This is a genomic window from Enterococcus sp. C76, from assembly GCF_040886985.1.
GTDB lineage: Bacteria > Bacillota > Bacilli > Lactobacillales > Enterococcaceae > Enterococcus_B > Enterococcus_B lactis.
The window spans coordinates 16222-32663 of the sequence record NZ_JBFOEY010000015.1 but is presented as its reverse complement, the minus strand read 5'-3'; the positions used below and the strand labels follow the sequence as shown (position 1 = coordinate 32663).

Genomic DNA, 16442 nt, shown 5'->3' with positions numbered 1-16442 from the left:
TCTCATTTTGAGAAAGAGTATTGAGCTTCTTTCACTCTGGAGAGTTGTCCGAGAGGCCGAAGGAGCATGATTGGAAATCATGTAGATGGTGCAAACTGTCTCAAGGGTTCGAATCCCTTACTCTCCGTAACAAGTTTACCTGGCCCGTTGGTCAAGCGGTTAAGACACCGCCCTTTCACGGCGGTAACACGGGTTCGAATCCCGTACGGGTCATTTTAATTGAATGTTGGAGGTTTAGCTCAGCTGGGAGAGCATCTGCCTTACAAGCAGAGGGTCAGCGGTTCGATCCCGTTAACCTCCATAATGAACTGGTTCCGTGGTGTAGGGGTTAACATGCCTGCCTGTCACGCAGGAGATCGCGGGTTCGATTCCCGTCGGAACCGTCGTTCTTGTTATTCAATTAATAATTTTAAAATATGGCGCGGTAGCTCAGTTGGTAGAGCAACGGATTGAAGCTCCGTGTGTCGGCAGTTCGATTCTGTCCCGCGCCACCATGGAGGAGTAGCGAAGTGGCTAAACGCGACGGACTGTAAATCCGTTCCTTAGGGTTCAGTGGTTCGAATCCACTCTCCTCCATTTTATAGGGGCATAGTTTAAAGGTAGAACAGCGGTCTCCAAAACCGTTAGTGTGGGTTCAATTCCTGCTGCCCCTGCCATGGCGAATGTGGCGAAGTGGTTAACGCACCGGATTGTGGCTCCGGCATTCGTGGGTTCGATTCCCATCATTCGCCCTTTTTATTCTTGGGGTATAGCCAAGCGGTAAGGCAAGGGACTTTGACTCCCTCATGCGTTGGTTCGAATCCAGCTACCCCAGTTTCTATAATTTATTCTTTATTTTATAGATTGATAATAGTATAATGGCGGTATAGCCAAGTGGTAAGGCAGAGGTCTGCAAAACCTTCATCACCGGTTCAAATCCGGTTACCGCCTTAGTACTAATAAATCAACTTGCCGGCGTGGCGGAATTGGCAGACGCGCTGGACTCAAAATCCAGTGCCCGTTGAGGGCGTGCCGGTTCGACCCCGGCCGCCGGTATTGACTAAGATGTCTTCATCTTAGTTTTTTATTGAGAAATTAAATAACATCTTTTATGATGGCGAATGTGGCGAAGTGGTTAACGCACCGGATTGTGGCTCCGGCATTCGTGGGTTCGATTCCCATCATTCGCCCTTTATTCTTGGGGTATAGCCAAGCGGTAAGGCAAGGGACTTTGACTCCCTCATGCGTTGGTTCGAATCCAGCTACCCCAGTTATTCTTTTAATTTGCCGGCGTGGCGGAATTGGCAGACGCGCTGGACTCAAAATCCAGTGTCCGTTGAGGACGTGCCGGTTCGACCCCGGCCGCCGGTATTACGAAAAACCTTGAAATTTAATTTCAAGGTTTTTTATTTTATTTAAATACTATTTTATAAACCCATAGATCAGTATAGGAACAGTAAAGTTTATTAGGTTTGAAAAATTTTTTTGTATAGAAAAAAGAACCTGTATTAAAAAATAATAATATTTTCTACTAAAATATATTGAAATAAAATTTCATAATTATATAATTAATTATGAACATTCTTTGCTTCATCATGCAGTGAATGCTTTCTATTTTATTGAAAAGGAGTGGTTTTAGTGGAAAAGCTGATGAAATGGGTTGAGGAAAAACTTGTCCCACCAATGGCAAAAATTGGTACACAGCGACATTTATTGGCAATTCGTAATGGGGTTGTTTCAACACTGTCATTGATTTTGATTGGTACATTTTTTATGGTTTTCATCAATTTACCGTTTCCTGGGTGGAATGAATTTATTGCCCCTTATTCGGCAACGATCGTTTTACCTTTCAGGATTACGATGGGATTAATGGCTATTTACGCAACTTTTGTTATGGGTTCGGATCTAGCTAAATCATATGGGTTGGATAGTGTGACGGGTGGTATATTATCACTAGGGACGTTCTTTATGTTACAAGTTCCTGTAAACGTTTTAACACCTGAAGAGGCACCTCTTGGCTGGGTCTTACCGATGAGTTCTTTAGGAGCATCTGGGATGTTTGCCGGGATCCTATCCATGATTTTTGCAGTGGAAGTGTATCGTTTCTTTAAAAAGCGTAATATTACTATCAAAATGCCAGAACAAGTACCACCTGCTGTTGCCCGTAGTTTTGAGGCATTGATTCCTGGTGCAGTGATTTTAACAACGACTTGGTTGATTCGAAGCGTCGCGGGCTTTGATGTAAACGCTGCCTTGTTATCGTTATTCGAGCCTTTAACCAATATTTTAGGGAATAATCTGCTTGGTGTTTTATTACCGATGTTTTTGATCCATTTGTTGTGGTCATTTGGGATCCATGGCATGAGTATCGTAGGGGCTGTCGTTCGTCCAATGTGGCTGATTATGTTGGATGAGAATGCGAAGGCGTTAGCAGATGGTACAGCTGCTACCAAATTGCCTTATATTGCTCCTGAACAGTTTTATCAATGGACAGTTACGATTGGCGGTGCAGGAGCCACGATTGTGGTATCAGTTTTGTTTTTATTCTTTTGTAAATCAAAATTCTTAAAAGAAGTTGGTCGCTTTTCCATTATTCCTGGTATCTTCAATATCAATGAGCCGATGATTTTTGGAGCTCCTATGATGTTGAATCCTTATATGTTCATTCCATTCAACTTAGTTCCTTTAGTTTTGACTATTGTCAGCTATTTTGCAGTCAAATTAGAAATGGTCAATGGATTTACTGTGTTGCCAACATGGACATTACCAGCACCAATCGGCGGCTATCTTTCAGCAGGAAATGACTGGCGTGTGGTTGTTTTGATCGTGATCAACACACTGATAGCATTTATCATCTATTATCCATTTGTAAAAGCTTATGATAAAAAGATGTTGTCAGATGAACAAAATAATAGTGGAGATAACGAAATACAAACTGCTTAAGTCTGATTTCAGAGGTGGAAAACAATGTATTGGCTGATTTTATTTTTTGTTTTTATCTTTTTATTAACGATAAGCCAACTTATGTTGAATATGCTGGCTATGCGTCACGTTCACATCAATCGTTGGGTTTGGGCTCTGGCATCATTTTTGATTGTGATTCTTCCAAAGATCATTTTACCGCAGATGAATGTTTTATTATCATGGGGTACATATATACTTTGTGGAATTTTTGCTATCAATTTTATGATCGAGCAGCATAGGTGGTTTGTCACATCGAAGCTTTAAATGTTCCAAAAAGCAGGCTTGTAAATGCAAGCTTGCTTTTTTACCGTTGTATCAAGAACAATAGACTATACTCCATACTAACTGAGTCGTTTCTTTTCTTTCCGTTCTGCCATTGATGTTTTTTTATATAAAGATTATGATTGCTTTAACCGATTTGGCAGAAAGAAGGAGATAAAAATGAGCGATTTATCAACAATGGATTTAGAATTAGTGGATGCTGCAACCGAAGTCATTAAATCAAATATTGATTTGGTGTCTTTCAATCATACAGTAGGAGCTGCAGTACGTTGCACAAACGGTAATGTGTATACTGGTGTGAATGTTTATTCGAATCATGGGGCATGTGCAGAAATCATTGCGTTAGGGACAGCAATCAGTCGTGGTGAACGTGATTTTGAGTGTATCGTAGCTGTGGGCGGAGATCATTCTGACATGATCTATTCTCCATGTGGGAATTGCCGACAGTTTATATTGGAGTATGCACCTGATTGTGAGATCATTGTCTCAACAGAAGAGGGGGCTAAAAAAATCAAAATTACGGATCTCATTCCATATGCTTACCACAGATCAGAATGATTTTATACAAACAGATTCTCTTTTTATTTTCAATCAACAGAAGGTTTAATGATGTTGGATGAATGATTATCGGTATACAAGGAGATGCAGTGTCATGGGGAAGCTAGTCATATTAAGAGGAAATTCAGCAAGTGGGAAAACAACGACAGCTAAAGCTATTCAAAATCATTTTCCTATGGGGAAGGTGATGCGAATCTCTCAAGATGAAGTGAGAAGAGGAATGTTGAATGTCAAAGATAAAATAGGAAATCCTACACCAGATTTGATCCGTCAGTTGGCAGAATTTGGAAAAGACAGATTTGATTTAGTCCTTGTTGAGGGGATCATGCGCACAAAAATCTACAAAGCGATGCTTATGGACCTGTATGAGAGCTTTCAAGGAAATGTATTTGCTTATTATTACGATCTTTCTTTTGAAGAAACGCTGAGACGTCACAGCCAGAGAAAGGTGTCAAAAGAATTTGGTGCAGAACAAATGGCGGATTGGTGGTTGGAGCATGATATACTTGGATTGCCTAATGAGAAGATACTGACTGCCGAATTAAGTCAACAAGAAATGATAGAGAAAATACTTCAGGAGATTGATCTGCAGGTAGACAGTTGATTTTTTATCAAGAAATAATTGGTGATAAAAATTAAAATTTTTATTCTGTTCTAAACAATTATGGTTGTTTAGAACTTTTTTTTGTGTATGATATAAAGGAGAAATAATTTTTTAAAGGGAAGGAAATTGTTTTGATAAAAGTAGATGGAGCATTACTGAAAGAATACCGAAAGAAAAAGGGGTTAACCCAAGTACAATTAGCAGAAGGTATTTGCGAACAGGCAACTGTCAGCAATATCGAAAACAAGAATATGTCACCAGGTATCAACATCCTAAGTGCGCTTTGCAAAAAGTTGAATGTCGAGATCTCCGATATATTAGTGGAAACAGAAGAAGACAAGATCAGAAAAAAATTAAGTGAGATTCAATCGTTGAATGCTGTATCGAAGTACAAAGAATCTTATGAAATTTTACAAACGATTGATCAGAAAAAAGTAAGCAATTCTGATCTTTTAAACCAAATCTTGTTTTATCAAGGACTGCTTGATCATCTTTATGCAAAAAAAGAAGATGCAGCATTGTTTTATTTCAATCAAGTGTTGGAACAAACGACCGAAACAGATATCCATCATTTACAAGCAGCTGCAAATGTGGCCATGATCTATTTGTCAAAAGGAGAATTAGACTTTGCAAAAGTGTATGTGGAACGTACGCTTAAAATCTTGAATGATACTGATTTTGATAATCTGATGGTCTGTGCCGTATATTATAATATCGCTACCTATTACAGCAAAATCGAGAACTATGAAAAAGCAATCCAGTTGTGCGAGAAGGGGATCGAATACAATAAGAAACATAAATCGACCCATTCATTGGAATACTTGCTTTATGAAATTGCTTTTTGCTATAAGCAACTAGGAGAAGACGATTATTTAGAAAGATATATGGATGCCAAAAAAGTAGCATGTTTCAACGGGAATGATCACGCGGTGAAAGTGATCGAAAACGACCTTAAATAAAGAAATCTTGACAGAAGTGTTCAACTTTAAGAACATCGTATATTCGAAAAAAAGAGATGTGACAAAAATTTTTGTCACATCTCCTTTATTATGGTTTAATTTCGATTTCAGCAGTTGCTTCAAAACTTTTCAACATACGATCTAGTCCATCTACTAATTTCGATTTCGGACAGCCGATATTCAATCGTAAAAATTGATGACCGTTTCCGCCGTAAATCGATCCATCCATAATCGCCACTTTACCTACAGAAATCAGCTTCTCTCTTAAAAGAGGGATATCTGATACAGCTTTGGATATATCCAGCCACATCAAATAGGTTGCTTCAAGATCGACAACTTTTACATCTGGCAGTTTTTCCTGGATAAATGCTTTTACATACCGCTGATTGCTTTCAAGATAATGATTCAATTCATCTACCCAATGACTGCAATACCGATAGGCACTCATTGTCGCTAACATACCGAAAACATTGGTAGAAGATAACCCATCCGCATTTTTTAACTTCCTTTGAAAATGCTCACGTAACCCAAGATTCGGTATCAACGCATAGGCAAATGTCAATCCAGGGAAGTTAAATGTTTTTGTACCGCTGGTGACAATCGCCACTTGTTCATAATTGAAGCGTGTGATAGGTATATGCCTTTGTCCTCGTCCTAAAATGTCCATGTGTATCTCATCAGATAATAAAAATATAGAATACTGACGGCACAATGCCACGATTTTTTCTAATTCCCATTGTTTCCATACTCTTCCGGTTGGATTGTGGGGAGAGCAGAGAAGTAGTACTTTGTTTTCTGGCCTGGCTAATTTCTCTTCTAAATCCGTAAAATCGATCCGGTACTGACTTTCTTCATAGATCAAAGGATTCTCGACTAGAAGTCGGTCATTGTCTTGGATGACTTTAAAAAAAGCATCATAAGCTGGCGTTTGTAAAACCACTCCTTCCCCTTTTTTAGTAAGCATTTGAATAAGGGTAGATACTGCATAGATAACTGTTGGAGTGTACATGATCCATTCTTCTTCCAGTAGTGTGTCAAAACGGGATTGATACCACTGTTTAATTGCTTCTTTTAATTCATGATGATTCCAGCGGGTATAGCCAAATACTGGATGGTTCATTCTTTCTTTCAAAGTTTCAAGTACTTCTTCGGGGACCATAAAATCTGTATCAGAAATCGTAAAAGGGAGTAAATCAGCTTCTCCAAATCGGTCTTCAACGTAGTCCCACTGTGTACAGTACGTTCCTTTTCTATTTATAGCGGTATCAAATGTCACAAAATTCACCTTCTATCTTTTTATCCTAAAATCGTATCAAGCTGATTGCGAACAGTTGTGACTTTTGTTCCGATAATCACTTGGACGTTTTGATGATCGAGATGGACCACACCTAATGCTCCTAGTTGTTTTAACTTTTCATCATCTACGATATCTGCATCTGCTAAAACTAAACGTAAACGTGTAATACAATTATCTAAAGATTGGATGTTTTCTTGACCGCCAAGTGCTGCTAAAATTCCTTTTGCATCGTATCCGCCTGTTTTATGAAAGTTCACTTCTTGATCGGTATATTCTGTTTCATCCACTGTCTTGTCACGCCCAGGTGTTTTTAAATCCAATTTTATGATTACTGTTTTGAAGACAATATAGTAAATACCGAACCACAAAGCACCGATTATTAATACCCACCACCATTTTGTGTCATTACCTTGGAGTAGACCAAAAATCACAAAATCTAAGATTCCACCATCTGTATTCCCGATTACTACACCTAATAATGCCATGACCATAAAACCTAGACCAGTCATGACGACATGGAAGAGCCATAATAGCGGACTAATGAATAAAAATAAAAATTCGATTGGTTCTGTGATTCCGGTCACAGCTGTCGCAATCACACCTGAAATCAATAATCCTTTGATTTTATGTCGATTTTGTGGTGCTGCGGTACGATACATAGCTAATGCTGCTGCAGGCAGTCCAAAAATAAATGTAGGCATTTTTCCCTGTGATAAAAAGGCAGTTGCACTTGGCGAAATAGGCAAATTGTTTTGCAATTCTGCATAAAAGATATTCAGTGCACCAAATACTTCTTTCCCATCAATGATCGCCGAACCACCAGCTTCAGTAAAGCGTATCATCGAAACTAGAATATGATGAAGCCCGAATGGAAGAAGCAGTCGTTCCCCTGAGCCGAATAAGAAGGGACCAAATATTCCTGAACGTTGGATTAGCTGGCCGATAGCCATAATGACCATAGCGAATAAAGGCCAAATCAAGGGGATGATCAAACCAACAAACCCTAAAACTAGAGAAGTGATAATCGGTACAAAACGAGCCCCTGAGAAGAAGGCGAAACTATCTGGTAACTGAACAGTATAAAACCTGTTATGCAACTTATAAACGATGATTCCAGCAATGATCCCTCCAAGAACACCCATTTCGATCGTCTGGATACCAAAAACCATTCCTTGTCCAGCTTCTCGCAAGTGGTCGGCATCAACTAAACGATTTGTCAGGACTAAGTAAAAGTTGATGGCTAAATTCATGACAGTGTAACCGACGAATCCAGAGAAAGCGGCCACACCTTTTTCCTTACGAACTAATCCTAATGGAATGGCCATGGCAAACATGACTGGCAAGTAGGTAAAGGCAAAACCGCCAATAGCAGACATGAATTGGAACACTGCTTTAACTGCTGGATATCCTAAAAACGGTAAAGTCTGAATCATTGATTCACTGGAAAATGAACTACCTAACCCTAAAAGAATACCCATGAAAGCCAACAAAGCAACCGGCAACATAAAAGTCTTTCCCAACCCTTGAAAGAACTCCCAAAAGGTCGATTTCTTTTTCTTTGTATCCATTTTTCTTCCTCCATCTCTTAGTAGTTTTAAGATCTTTAAAAAATGATTGCGTTTTCATTGATAGGTTTATTATAGCTAACTAAAGGAAATAAAAAAGAGGAGACAGATATTCTGTATCCTCATACATGATTGAGTAAGCAGTTTCACTAGAAATAGCAACAAATTATAGCTAATTGTTTTTCATTTGGTCTGCATACATCAAGAGTACTGTATCAAATAAACAAATGACAGAAATTCTTGAACTTAAATCGACACTGTGGTGATAGCGAGTCGTTCCCTTTGCATATAAGGAAATCGTCGATAATTTTTCCAAGTTACTTCCCTTGGTTGAAATAATGCTGATGATAGGGACTTGTTGTCTTTGAGCAATCTGGGCATAGGAGAGGATACCTTTTGTTTCTCCTGTGAAACTGACGAAAATAGCTAAGTCTTCCTGATTTAAATTACTTACAGCTGCTTCTTGTTCATCCCAATCTGAACGAGCAAATGCTTTTTTTCCTAAAAAAGTCAGTTTTCGAGCAAAATCTGTACAAATAGGGAAGCTTCCTCCTAATCCAAAAACTTCAATAGTATTCGATTGATGGATCAATGTCATCATTTGTTTGGCCTTTTCTTCGCTCATTTGATGGAACGTTTCTGTGACATTTGAAGTGATCTGGTTCGTGATTGTTTGAAAGCTTTGGCTATTTCCTTCCTGTTCCTCTACATGAATGGATTGATCAATGGCGTATTTCAACTCTTTAAAACCTTGATAGCCTAAATGTTTAGCCGTTCGGGAGATAGTAGCAGTTGAGACAAATAAATCATCAGATACTTCATAAATCGTTTTCGTTCCAATATCGGATAAATGGAGGAATATATAATCCAATATTTCATTTTCGATTTTACTTAACGAGGAACGCTTCTTTTCTAGTAAAGCAATCAAACTATTGCTTAACATGGACGGTACTCCTTTCAATATTTAACAAAAATAGCATTCGTAAACAAATATCTCTGTTGAGTTTAGATAATAATCTAACTTATTATATAGCGCTTTCATGAAAATGTATATATAATAAAAGTTAGTTAAAATACTGGGATGATCTAAAGATAAAAGAGACGAAGGTAACCAATGAATCTTAACAAGCCCATGATTGCTGAACAAAGTCCAAAGAAGATCTTTCTTTTCGATATGTCATTCAGTTTGATTTCTTCTGATGGACTTTTGCAAACGCAACGTTTAGAAAGAAAATTGACACATTTCTTTCAAAAAGCGCAAAAAAATGTGTCAGTCAAAGTCTATGATTCTAGCCAAATAGACAAAGAAGCAAAGAGAGCAGACATCTTATTGCTCACTCCTTTACTTGGATACGCAAAAGATAAAATAGAAAGTCAGTTCCCTGAAATACCTGTTTTCGTGATATCTAAGGAAGAATATGGAACTTTGGATGTGGAGAAAATAGTTAGTAAAATGGTTGATTAAATCAAATTTTGATTGTTCCACCATTTTAGCGTTTTAAGAAGTCTCTGCTATGTTCAAATGATAATTTTGAATGTAGCAGAGTTTTTTACGCAAACAAACATAATTCTTAAAATGAATCTACTTGGATGATTTTTGTCCCCGTATTCTTGATCTCGTCTAATACTTTTTCAGAGCAAAATTTATCAGTGATCAAATAATCAAAGACTGAAATATCAGCAATCTTGAACTTTGATGTCAGTCCGATTTTTCGATGATCAGCAACTAGAATCTTGCATTTGATTGTCTGGTTGATCATCATTTCATTGATTGTTGATTCATTCAATATTTTCGTTGTGACCCCATGTGCGACATCGACTCCGCTGCAACCAATGATACAAATGTCTGCATTGATTGAAGAAATCGTATTTAATGCGATATCGCCCACCAGTGCTTCTTTTGGAAAGCGCATCTCTCCGCCAGTTAAAATATAACTGCAATTATCTTTGTGAGGAGAATAGTTGATTTTTACGTTGTTTGTAACGACGGTCAAATGGTTAGATTGAAGAAAATCCAGTGTTTTCAATGCAGTCGAGCTAGAATTAATAAACAATGTATCATAATCGCTAATGTATTTACTAGCTTCTCTGGCAATCGCTTGTTTAATCCTTTCAGGACCAGATTGATCAAAATCAGTCTGGTTTTTGTAATTATAAGAACAATAACCGTAATTGCGGATGATCTCGTTTTTTTCTTCTAATAAATTTAAATCTCTGCGTATCGTACTAATAGATACATCCAGAGATTCAGCTAATTCAAAAGTTGACAATTGTTCGGTTTGCTGAAGTAGTTCCAAAATATCTTTTTGCCGTTTTTCAATATTGACAAGTGAGTTTTTCATGACTGTTGCCTCCTGAAGGTCACCTTGATCCATGGATTTATTTGATTGGTTGTTCATTTAAATATTCATATCTGTCTTTATTATACTGAAACGATCATTAACCTTTAAAAGAAAATCATATAAAAGACAAACAGTCATATAAAAGGGTTTTCACGCATGCGGTTACGCATTAAGATTTACTTGTAAGTCGTAAGAATGATATGGGGGGAGCAAGCAAATGAGCAAAACGGTGAATGAAGTGACAAAAGAAAAGTGGATATTAGAAACATTTCCAGAATGGGGTACGTATTTGAACGAGGAAATCGAATCAGAGGTAGTGGAACCTGGAACTTTTGCTATGTGGTGGCTAGGCTGTACGGGAATTTGGCTGAAAAGTCATGAAGGAACGAATATCTTATGTGATCTATGGTGTGGAACGGGAAAACGCAGTCATGGAAATGGCATGATGAAAAAAGGGCATCAGATGATGCGTATGAGCGGTGTTCAAAAGATGCAGCCTAACTTACGGACTCAGCCTTTCGTAATCGATCCTTTTGAAATAAAAAATGTAGACGCTTTAATCGTCACACACATCCATTCCGATCATCTAGATATCCACACAGCTGCAGCCGTTCATCAAAATTGTCCTGAAGCAATATTCATTGGACCAAAAGAAGTGGTTCACACGTGGCAAAAATGGGGGATCCCTGAAGAAAAAACGATTATCGTGAAACCAGGTGATGCGGTCAAAATCAAAGATATCAATGTAGTAGCTTTAGAAGCGTTTGATCGGACAGCGTTGGTTACTTGTGGAGATCCGGAAGAAGTATTGAAAGGAAAAATGCCTCAGGAGATGGATCAAATAGCAGTAAATTATTTATTCGAAACATCAGGAGGTACTCTTTATCACGCAGGAGATTCACATTATTCCAATTTATTTGCCAAACATGGCAATGACCACAAAATCGATGTCTGCTTAGGAGCCTACGGTGAAAACCCACGAGGGATAACAGACAAAGTTACTTCTGTTGATATGCTGCGCATGGCGGAGTCATTGAATGCAAAAGTAGTGATTCCTGTCCACTACGATATTTGGTCTAATTTTATGGCTGATCCTAAAGAGATTACTGAAATTTGGAAATTCAAAAAGGATCGCTTACAGTATGGGTTTAAACCTTATATCTGGCAAGTAGGCGGGAAATTCATCTATCCGACAAACAAAGATGATCTTGAGTTTAATTTTTATCGCGGATTTGAAGATGTCTTCTCGATTGAAAATGATACACCGTTTCCGTCGTTTTTATAAGAAAGAAGGGAAGTTTCTTGCTGAAATACTTTTTTGACCATCAATTGATCCATTACCCAGATAAAGAAATCACGGATTGGCGTGAAGCTATCGCCGAAAGCTGTCGTGTATTGATTGATAAGAACATCATTGATCAAACGTATATTGAAGAAATCATTCATTGTGTAGAAAAATATGGACCTTATATTGTGATTGCACCTCAAGTAGCCATGCCACATTCTTCAGAAAAAAGTGAGGGAGTTTTTGGAACGGCTATTTCATTTACCAAGTTGAAGCAGCCAGTCCGTTTTGAAAGTGAAGGGGAGAATGAGGAGAAAACGGCCAGTTTGTTTTTTACACTCGCAGCAAAAAATCCAGAAGAACACCTAGAAAATATCCAAAAATTATCCGAATTATTAATGACAGATGGATTGGTTGAGCGTCTCATCTCTACGAACTCCATCGATGATTACCAAGTTGTGATGGCGGAATATAATTAATTGATAGAGGAGAAAAAAGATGGGGGAATTTTTGTTAAGCATTTGGACGTATTTTGCAACAAATATCTTGACGCAGCCAGCGTACCTGATTGGTTTTATCGTGTTATTAGGCTATATTTTGCTGAAACGCCCACTTCATGAATGCATCGCTGGATTCTTAAAGGCAACGGTTGGCTACTTTATTTTGACTGTTGGCTCTGGTGGTTTGGTCAACAATTTTCGACCAATCTTGGTTGGACTAAAGGAACGGTTCAATTTGGATGCCATGGTTACAGATCCTTATTTTGGACAAAATGCTGTGGATGCTGGATTAATGGAGACATTTGGCCGTACCTTTGGAGATGTGATGATTCTATTACTGATTGCGTTTGTTTTAAATATTTTATTAGTCCGTTTTCAGAGATATACGAAATTGCGATCCGTTTTCACGACCGGAAATGTTCAGGTCCAGCAAGCAGCTACCGCTTTTTGGATTTTACTGTTTTGCTTTCCTGATCTAGGCAGGATACAAGTATTGATATTTATGGGATTGATTTTAGGGTGTTATTGGGCAGTAGCTTCTAACTTAACAGTAGGGATCACGCAGGAATTGACAGAAGGTGCCGGATTTGCGGTGGCACATCAGCAAATGTTCGGAATCTTTATTTTTGCTAAGCTAGCTGAATGGATGAAAAAGCGGGATGAAAAGAAAAATCGATCGATCAAGCAAGACAAGAAAATCGAAGATATCAAATTACCAGGATTCCTATCGATATTTAATGAGAATATGGTTGCTACTTCGTTGCTCATGCTATTTTTCTTTGGGATCATTCTGCTTGTACTAGGCAAAGATTATTTGATTCAAGCACAATTCATGCAAGAGGGGCAGAGTTTCTTATTCTACATTATGACGACTTCCTTGAATTTTGCGGTATATCTGGCAATCTTGCAATTAGGTGTTCGGACTTTCGTCGATGAACTAACTCAATCCTTTCAAGGAATCTCAAACACGATTTTACCAGGAGCTGTTCCAGGAATTGATGTAGCCGCTACTTTTGGCTTTGGTTCGCCAAATGCGGTAACGATTGGATTTTTGTTTGGTGCTTTGGGCCAGTTTTTGATGATTGGTTTACTGATTTTATTGAAATCGCCAACGATCGTTATAGCCGGTTTCATTCCATTGTTCTTTGACAATGCTGTTATAGCAGTTTATGCCAATAACCGAGGTGGATTCAAAGCTGCCTGTCTGTTCCCATTTCTTTCTGGAATCATACAAGTAGGCGGTTCAGCATTATTCGCTACATGGATCGGGATGTCAACATACGGTGGTTATATCGGGATGTTCGATTGGGCGACAGCTTGGCCATTATTTACAGTAGTCATGAAAGTCCTAGGTTATGCTGGAATCGCCGTAGTCGTCATTGGTCTATTGGCTATTCCGCAGTTACAATATCGGAAAAATCCTGAGGGGTATTTCTTGATTGTAGAAGATTATGAAAAATATGCAGAAAAGCAGAAAGCATAAAAGAAATCTGATTAGACAACACTCATAATGGAGGGATTAGGATGAGAATTTTAGTATCGTGTGCAAATGGATCAGGAACCAGCTTGATGATGATGAGAAGTGTAGAAAAAGCAATGAAAGAACTAAATATACCAATTACCAAGATTCATCATTGTGCTATTTCAGAGGGAAAAAGCTCAGCCAGTCAATATGATGTCGTTTTTACACCAGTCAATTTTTTGAATATGTTTACTCAGGCAGAGAAAAAAGGCGTTACAGTTATCGGTATCAAAAATGTGATGTCCGCCAAAGAAATCAGTGAAAAATTTGCTGAAACAACATGGTATCAAAAAAACAAGTGAAAGAAGGAACCAAGATGAGCAGGCCGAATCTACAAATTGCGTTAGATCACAATGATTTAGAACATGCATTAGGCGATGTTATGAAAGTCGGTGATGTAGTAGATATTATTGAAGTAGGAACGATCCTTTGCTTACAGGAAGGACAAAAAGCGATTCGCTGTATTCACAGTATATTTCCAGACAAAAAACTGGTCGCTGATACGAAATGTGCAGATGCTGGAGGAACAGTAGCAAGAAATGTGGCTAATGCAGGAGCAGATTGGATGACAGTCATTTGCTGTGCAACAATGCCAACGATGAAGGCAGCACAAAAAGAGATAGGCGAATTACAAGTAGAACTCTATGGCAATTGGACTTTTGAGCAAGCCAAGGATTGGTATAACATCGGAATCCGACAGGTAATCTACCACCAAAGCCGTGATGCACTCTTATCTGGTGAAGCTTGGGGTGAAAAAGATTTGTCGAAGGTCAGCAAACTGATTGAACTAGGCTTCAATGTTTCTGTAACTGGTGGATTAAATCCAAACACATTACAATTGTTTGAAGGAATCGATGTGTATACCTTTATCGCGGGTCGGGGGATTACAGCAGCAGAAGATCCAATGAAGGCTGCACAATGTTTCAAAGATGAGATCATTCGTATCTGGGGGTAAGGAAATGGCTCAAATCGGGATTTATGAAAAAGCATTACCCAAAGATATTTCATGGAAAGAACGTTTTTCCCTTGTAAAAGAAATGGACTTCGATTTTATCGAGATGTCGATTGATGAGACGGATGAGCGGTTAGCACGATTAGATTGGTCTGAAAAAAAGATAGCTGAGCTGAGAGAAGAGATGTTTAGCTCTGGAGTACGTATCCATTCGATTTGTTTAAGTGCGCATCGGCGATTTCCATTTGGTTCTGCTGATCCAGAAAAGAAAAAAGCAGCGAAACAACTAATGAAAAAAGCAATCCATTTGGCGCATAATCTAAGCGTCAAAGTAATCCAAATAGCTGGATACGATGTTTATTATGAAGAGAAATCAATGAATTCCAGAGAAGACTTTATCGAAGGAATAAAAGAAAGCGTAAAGGAAGCTTCTAAATATGGCATCATTCTTTCCGTGGAAATCATGGATGATCCATTTATGAACTCCATTTCAAAATTTTTAGAAATCAAAGAACAGATTCATTCCCCTTTTCTACAAGTATATCCAGACCTAGGCAATTTGTCCGCATGGCCGGAAAATAATCCGGCTCGAGAACTTGAGAAAGGGATCGATTATATCACTGCTATCCACTTAAAAGACACGTATCCTGTAACAAAAGAATATTCAGGCCAGTTTCGTGATGTTCCTTTTGGTAACGGATGCGTTGACTTTCTTGGATTATTGAGACATTTGAAACGTTTAGATTATGATGGAACATTCCTGATCGAAATGTGGAGTGAAAAAAGTCAAGACTTTCGAAGAGAAATCCAGCAGGCAAAAGACTACTTAAGTTCTAAATTGAAGGAGGCTGGTTATGATGTCTTGTGAAGAAAGAATTGCAGCAATGAAGCAACGTGTCTTTGAAGCAAATCTGGCATTGCCGCAATACGGATTAGTCAAATTGACTTGGGGCAATGTGAGTGAAGTGGACCGTGAGCTAGGAGTCATCGTTATTAAGCCAAGCGGTGTCCGATATGAACGCATGCAAGCAGATCAAATGGTTGTAACAGATTTGTCAGGAAATATAATAGAAGAAGACAGCTTAAAACCATCTTCAGATCTGCCTACCCATGTTGTTTTATACAAAGCTTTTGAAGATGTAACTGCTGTTACTCATACTCATTCTACTCACTCTGTCATGTGGGCGCAAGCAGGCCGAGATTTGCCAGCTTATGGCACGACCCATGCTGATGCTTTTTATGGAAAGATTCCTTGTACACGCCAATTGACGAAAGAAGAAGTAAAAGAAGCTTACGAAGTTCATACAGGGAATGTGATTGTCGAGACGTTTAAGGAAAGAAAATTAGAGCCAAACGAAGTCCCTGGAGTACTTGTCTATGGACATGGACCATTCACTTGGGGGCACTCACCTATGGAAGCAGTAGAAAATAGCCTGATTTTAGATGAAATTTGTTTGATGGCTAAAGAAAACGAGTTGATCAACCCAAATATATGTGAAATCCCACAATATTTGCTAGATAAACATTATTTTCGAAAACACGGAAAGCATGCATACTATGGGCAATAGAGATGCTAGGGTAAGGGTAGAAAATTAAAAGATAATACTTGATAGAGAGAAACAGAGGTTGTGAA

At 38.4% G+C, this 16442-nt stretch carries 17 protein-coding genes and 14 tRNA genes; 27 read left to right on the top strand and 4 right to left on the bottom strand.

Annotated features, from left to right (window positions below):
- Positions 1–38 precede the first annotated feature (38 nt).
- From AB3I00_RS14010 to AB3I00_RS13920, 19 genes are all read left to right on the top strand, one after another.
- A tRNA-Ser gene (locus AB3I00_RS14010) sits at positions 39–127 on the top strand.
- A 14-nt stretch (positions 128–141) separates the two neighbouring features.
- Positions 142–213 (top strand) — tRNA-Glu (locus tag AB3I00_RS14005).
- A gap of 15 nt (positions 214–228) precedes the next feature.
- Positions 229–301 (top strand) — tRNA-Val (locus AB3I00_RS14000).
- Positions 302–310: 9 nt separating this feature from the next.
- Positions 311–383: transfer RNA gene (locus AB3I00_RS13995), tRNA-Asp, on the top strand.
- A 35-nt stretch (positions 384–418) separates the two neighbouring features.
- Positions 419–494 (top strand) — tRNA-Phe (locus AB3I00_RS13990).
- Position 495: 1 nt separating this feature from the next.
- Positions 496–576, top strand: a tRNA-Tyr gene (locus AB3I00_RS13985).
- A gap of 6 nt (positions 577–582) precedes the next feature.
- Positions 583–656: transfer RNA gene (locus tag AB3I00_RS13980), tRNA-Trp, on the top strand.
- A gap of 2 nt (positions 657–658) precedes the next feature.
- Positions 659–731, top strand: a tRNA-His gene (locus AB3I00_RS13975).
- A gap of 11 nt (positions 732–742) precedes the next feature.
- Positions 743–814: transfer RNA gene (locus AB3I00_RS13970), tRNA-Gln, on the top strand.
- Between the two features lie 45 nt (positions 815–859).
- Positions 860–930: transfer RNA gene (locus AB3I00_RS13965), tRNA-Cys, on the top strand.
- A gap of 20 nt (positions 931–950) precedes the next feature.
- Positions 951–1035 (top strand) — tRNA-Leu (locus AB3I00_RS13960).
- A gap of 61 nt (positions 1036–1096) precedes the next feature.
- A tRNA-His gene (locus tag AB3I00_RS13955) sits at positions 1097–1169 on the top strand.
- 9 nt (positions 1170–1178) lie between these two features.
- A tRNA-Gln gene (locus AB3I00_RS13950) sits at positions 1179–1250 on the top strand.
- 15 nt (positions 1251–1265) lie between these two features.
- Positions 1266–1350 (top strand) — tRNA-Leu (locus tag AB3I00_RS13945).
- A gap of 267 nt (positions 1351–1617) precedes the next feature.
- Complete coding sequence (locus AB3I00_RS13940; RefSeq protein ID WP_002292399.1) at positions 1618–2922, top strand: PTS sugar transporter subunit IIC; 1305 nt, start codon at positions 1618–1620, stop codon at positions 2920–2922.
- A gap of 24 nt (positions 2923–2946) precedes the next feature.
- Positions 2947–3207 carry a hypothetical protein gene (locus AB3I00_RS13935; protein WP_002309692.1) on the top strand — a complete coding sequence of 87 codons (261 nt, stop codon included), beginning with the start codon at positions 2947–2949 and terminating at the stop codon, positions 3205–3207.
- 177 nt (positions 3208–3384) lie between these two features.
- A complete protein-coding gene (locus AB3I00_RS13930; RefSeq protein ID WP_002292397.1) occupies positions 3385–3783 on the top strand; it encodes a cytidine deaminase in 399 nt (132 codons plus the stop codon).
- Between the two features lie 94 nt (positions 3784–3877).
- Positions 3878–4387 (top strand): kinase, encoded by a 510-nt coding sequence (locus tag AB3I00_RS13925; RefSeq protein WP_002340564.1) that lies wholly within the window; start codon positions 3878–3880, stop codon positions 4385–4387.
- A 131-nt stretch (positions 4388–4518) separates the two neighbouring features.
- On the top strand, positions 4519–5346 hold the full coding sequence (locus AB3I00_RS13920) for a helix-turn-helix domain-containing protein (RefSeq protein WP_368025518.1): 828 nt from the start codon (positions 4519–4521) through the stop codon (positions 5344–5346).
- Between the two features lie 88 nt (positions 5347–5434).
- On the opposite strand, the gene AB3I00_RS13915 is transcribed toward AB3I00_RS13920, so the two are convergent.
- From AB3I00_RS13915 to AB3I00_RS13905, 3 genes are all read right to left on the bottom strand, one after another.
- The gene (locus tag AB3I00_RS13915) at positions 5435–6631 is read right to left on the bottom strand and encodes a MalY/PatB family protein (RefSeq protein WP_368025517.1); all 1197 of its coding nucleotides are present in this window, start codon (positions 6629–6631) and stop codon (positions 5435–5437) included.
- An 11-nt stretch (positions 6632–6642) separates the two neighbouring features.
- Positions 6643–8211, bottom strand: coding sequence for a maltose/glucose-specific PTS transporter subunit IIBC (malX, locus tag AB3I00_RS13910; RefSeq protein WP_002329071.1), 1569 nt, complete (start codon positions 8209–8211; stop codon positions 6643–6645).
- A 169-nt stretch (positions 8212–8380) separates the two neighbouring features.
- Positions 8381–9151, bottom strand: coding sequence for a MurR/RpiR family transcriptional regulator (locus AB3I00_RS13905; protein WP_038398821.1), 771 nt, complete (start codon positions 9149–9151; stop codon positions 8381–8383).
- 171 nt (positions 9152–9322) lie between these two features.
- On the opposite strand from AB3I00_RS13905, the gene AB3I00_RS13900 reads away from it, so the two are divergent.
- A complete protein-coding gene (locus AB3I00_RS13900; RefSeq protein WP_368025516.1) occupies positions 9323–9673 on the top strand; it encodes a hypothetical protein in 351 nt (116 codons plus the stop codon).
- A gap of 106 nt (positions 9674–9779) precedes the next feature.
- On the opposite strand, the gene AB3I00_RS13895 is transcribed toward AB3I00_RS13900, so the two are convergent.
- A complete protein-coding gene (locus AB3I00_RS13895) occupies positions 9780–10550 on the bottom strand; it encodes a DeoR/GlpR family DNA-binding transcription regulator (protein WP_002372906.1) in 771 nt (256 codons plus the stop codon).
- Between the two features lie 217 nt (positions 10551–10767).
- Between AB3I00_RS13895 and ulaG the strand changes: the two genes are divergently transcribed.
- Genes ulaG through AB3I00_RS13860 form a run of 7 tightly spaced genes read left to right on the top strand, consistent with a single transcriptional unit; the run spans position 10768 to position 16377 of the window.
- On the top strand, positions 10768–11835 hold the full coding sequence (gene ulaG, locus AB3I00_RS13890) for an L-ascorbate 6-phosphate lactonase (RefSeq protein ID WP_086286174.1): 1068 nt from the start codon (positions 10768–10770) through the stop codon (positions 11833–11835).
- Positions 11836–11852: 17 nt separating this feature from the next.
- Positions 11853–12314: a PTS sugar transporter subunit IIA gene (locus AB3I00_RS13885; RefSeq protein ID WP_368025515.1), complete on the top strand. Its 462-nt coding sequence runs from the start codon at positions 11853–11855 to the stop codon at positions 12312–12314.
- A gap of 19 nt (positions 12315–12333) precedes the next feature.
- Entirely contained in the window at positions 12334–13818 is a 1485-nt protein-coding gene (locus AB3I00_RS13880) for a PTS ascorbate transporter subunit IIC (protein ID WP_070770666.1), read from the top strand.
- A 41-nt stretch (positions 13819–13859) separates the two neighbouring features.
- Positions 13860–14159 carry a PTS sugar transporter subunit IIB gene (locus AB3I00_RS13875; RefSeq protein WP_002292382.1) on the top strand — a complete coding sequence of 100 codons (300 nt, stop codon included), beginning with the start codon at positions 13860–13862 and terminating at the stop codon, positions 14157–14159.
- 14 nt (positions 14160–14173) lie between these two features.
- Positions 14174–14812, top strand: coding sequence for a 3-keto-L-gulonate-6-phosphate decarboxylase UlaD (locus tag AB3I00_RS13870; protein WP_002315255.1), 639 nt, complete (start codon positions 14174–14176; stop codon positions 14810–14812).
- Positions 14813–14816: 4 nt separating this feature from the next.
- Positions 14817–15677 carry an L-ribulose-5-phosphate 3-epimerase gene (locus AB3I00_RS13865; protein ID WP_024634741.1) on the top strand — a complete coding sequence of 287 codons (861 nt, stop codon included), beginning with the start codon at positions 14817–14819 and terminating at the stop codon, positions 15675–15677.
- A complete protein-coding gene (locus AB3I00_RS13860; protein WP_368025514.1) occupies positions 15667–16377 on the top strand; it encodes an L-ribulose-5-phosphate 4-epimerase in 711 nt (236 codons plus the stop codon). Before AB3I00_RS13865 ends, AB3I00_RS13860 begins: the two co-directional genes overlap by 11 nt.
- Positions 16378–16442 lie beyond the last annotated feature (65 nt).

Coding starts and splice junctions, on each gene's coding strand:
- AB3I00_RS13870 (WP_002315255.1), top strand. CDS start 14,174: ATGAGCAGGCCGAATCTACAAATTGCGTTAGATCACAATGATTTAGAA.
- AB3I00_RS13905 (WP_038398821.1), bottom strand. CDS start 9,151: ATGTTAAGCAATAGTTTGATTGCTTTACTAGAAAAGAAGCGTTCCTCG.
- malX (WP_002329071.1), bottom strand. CDS start 8,211: ATGGATACAAAGAAAAAGAAATCGACCTTTTGGGAGTTCTTTCAAGGG.
- AB3I00_RS13860 (WP_368025514.1), top strand. CDS start 15,667: ATGTCTTGTGAAGAAAGAATTGCAGCAATGAAGCAACGTGTCTTTGAA.
- AB3I00_RS13895 (WP_002372906.1), bottom strand. CDS start 10,550: ATGAAAAACTCACTTGTCAATATTGAAAAACGGCAAAAAGATATTTTG.
- AB3I00_RS13925 (WP_002340564.1), top strand. CDS start 3,878: ATGGGGAAGCTAGTCATATTAAGAGGAAATTCAGCAAGTGGGAAAACA.
- ulaG (WP_086286174.1), top strand. CDS start 10,768: ATGAGCAAAACGGTGAATGAAGTGACAAAAGAAAAGTGGATATTAGAA.
- AB3I00_RS13865 (WP_024634741.1), top strand. CDS start 14,817: ATGGCTCAAATCGGGATTTATGAAAAAGCATTACCCAAAGATATTTCA.
- AB3I00_RS13880 (WP_070770666.1), top strand. CDS start 12,334: ATGGGGGAATTTTTGTTAAGCATTTGGACGTATTTTGCAACAAATATC.
- AB3I00_RS13935 (WP_002309692.1), top strand. CDS start 2,947: ATGTATTGGCTGATTTTATTTTTTGTTTTTATCTTTTTATTAACGATA.
- AB3I00_RS13930 (WP_002292397.1), top strand. CDS start 3,385: ATGAGCGATTTATCAACAATGGATTTAGAATTAGTGGATGCTGCAACC.
- AB3I00_RS13875 (WP_002292382.1), top strand. CDS start 13,860: ATGAGAATTTTAGTATCGTGTGCAAATGGATCAGGAACCAGCTTGATG.
- AB3I00_RS13900 (WP_368025516.1), top strand. CDS start 9,323: ATGAATCTTAACAAGCCCATGATTGCTGAACAAAGTCCAAAGAAGATC.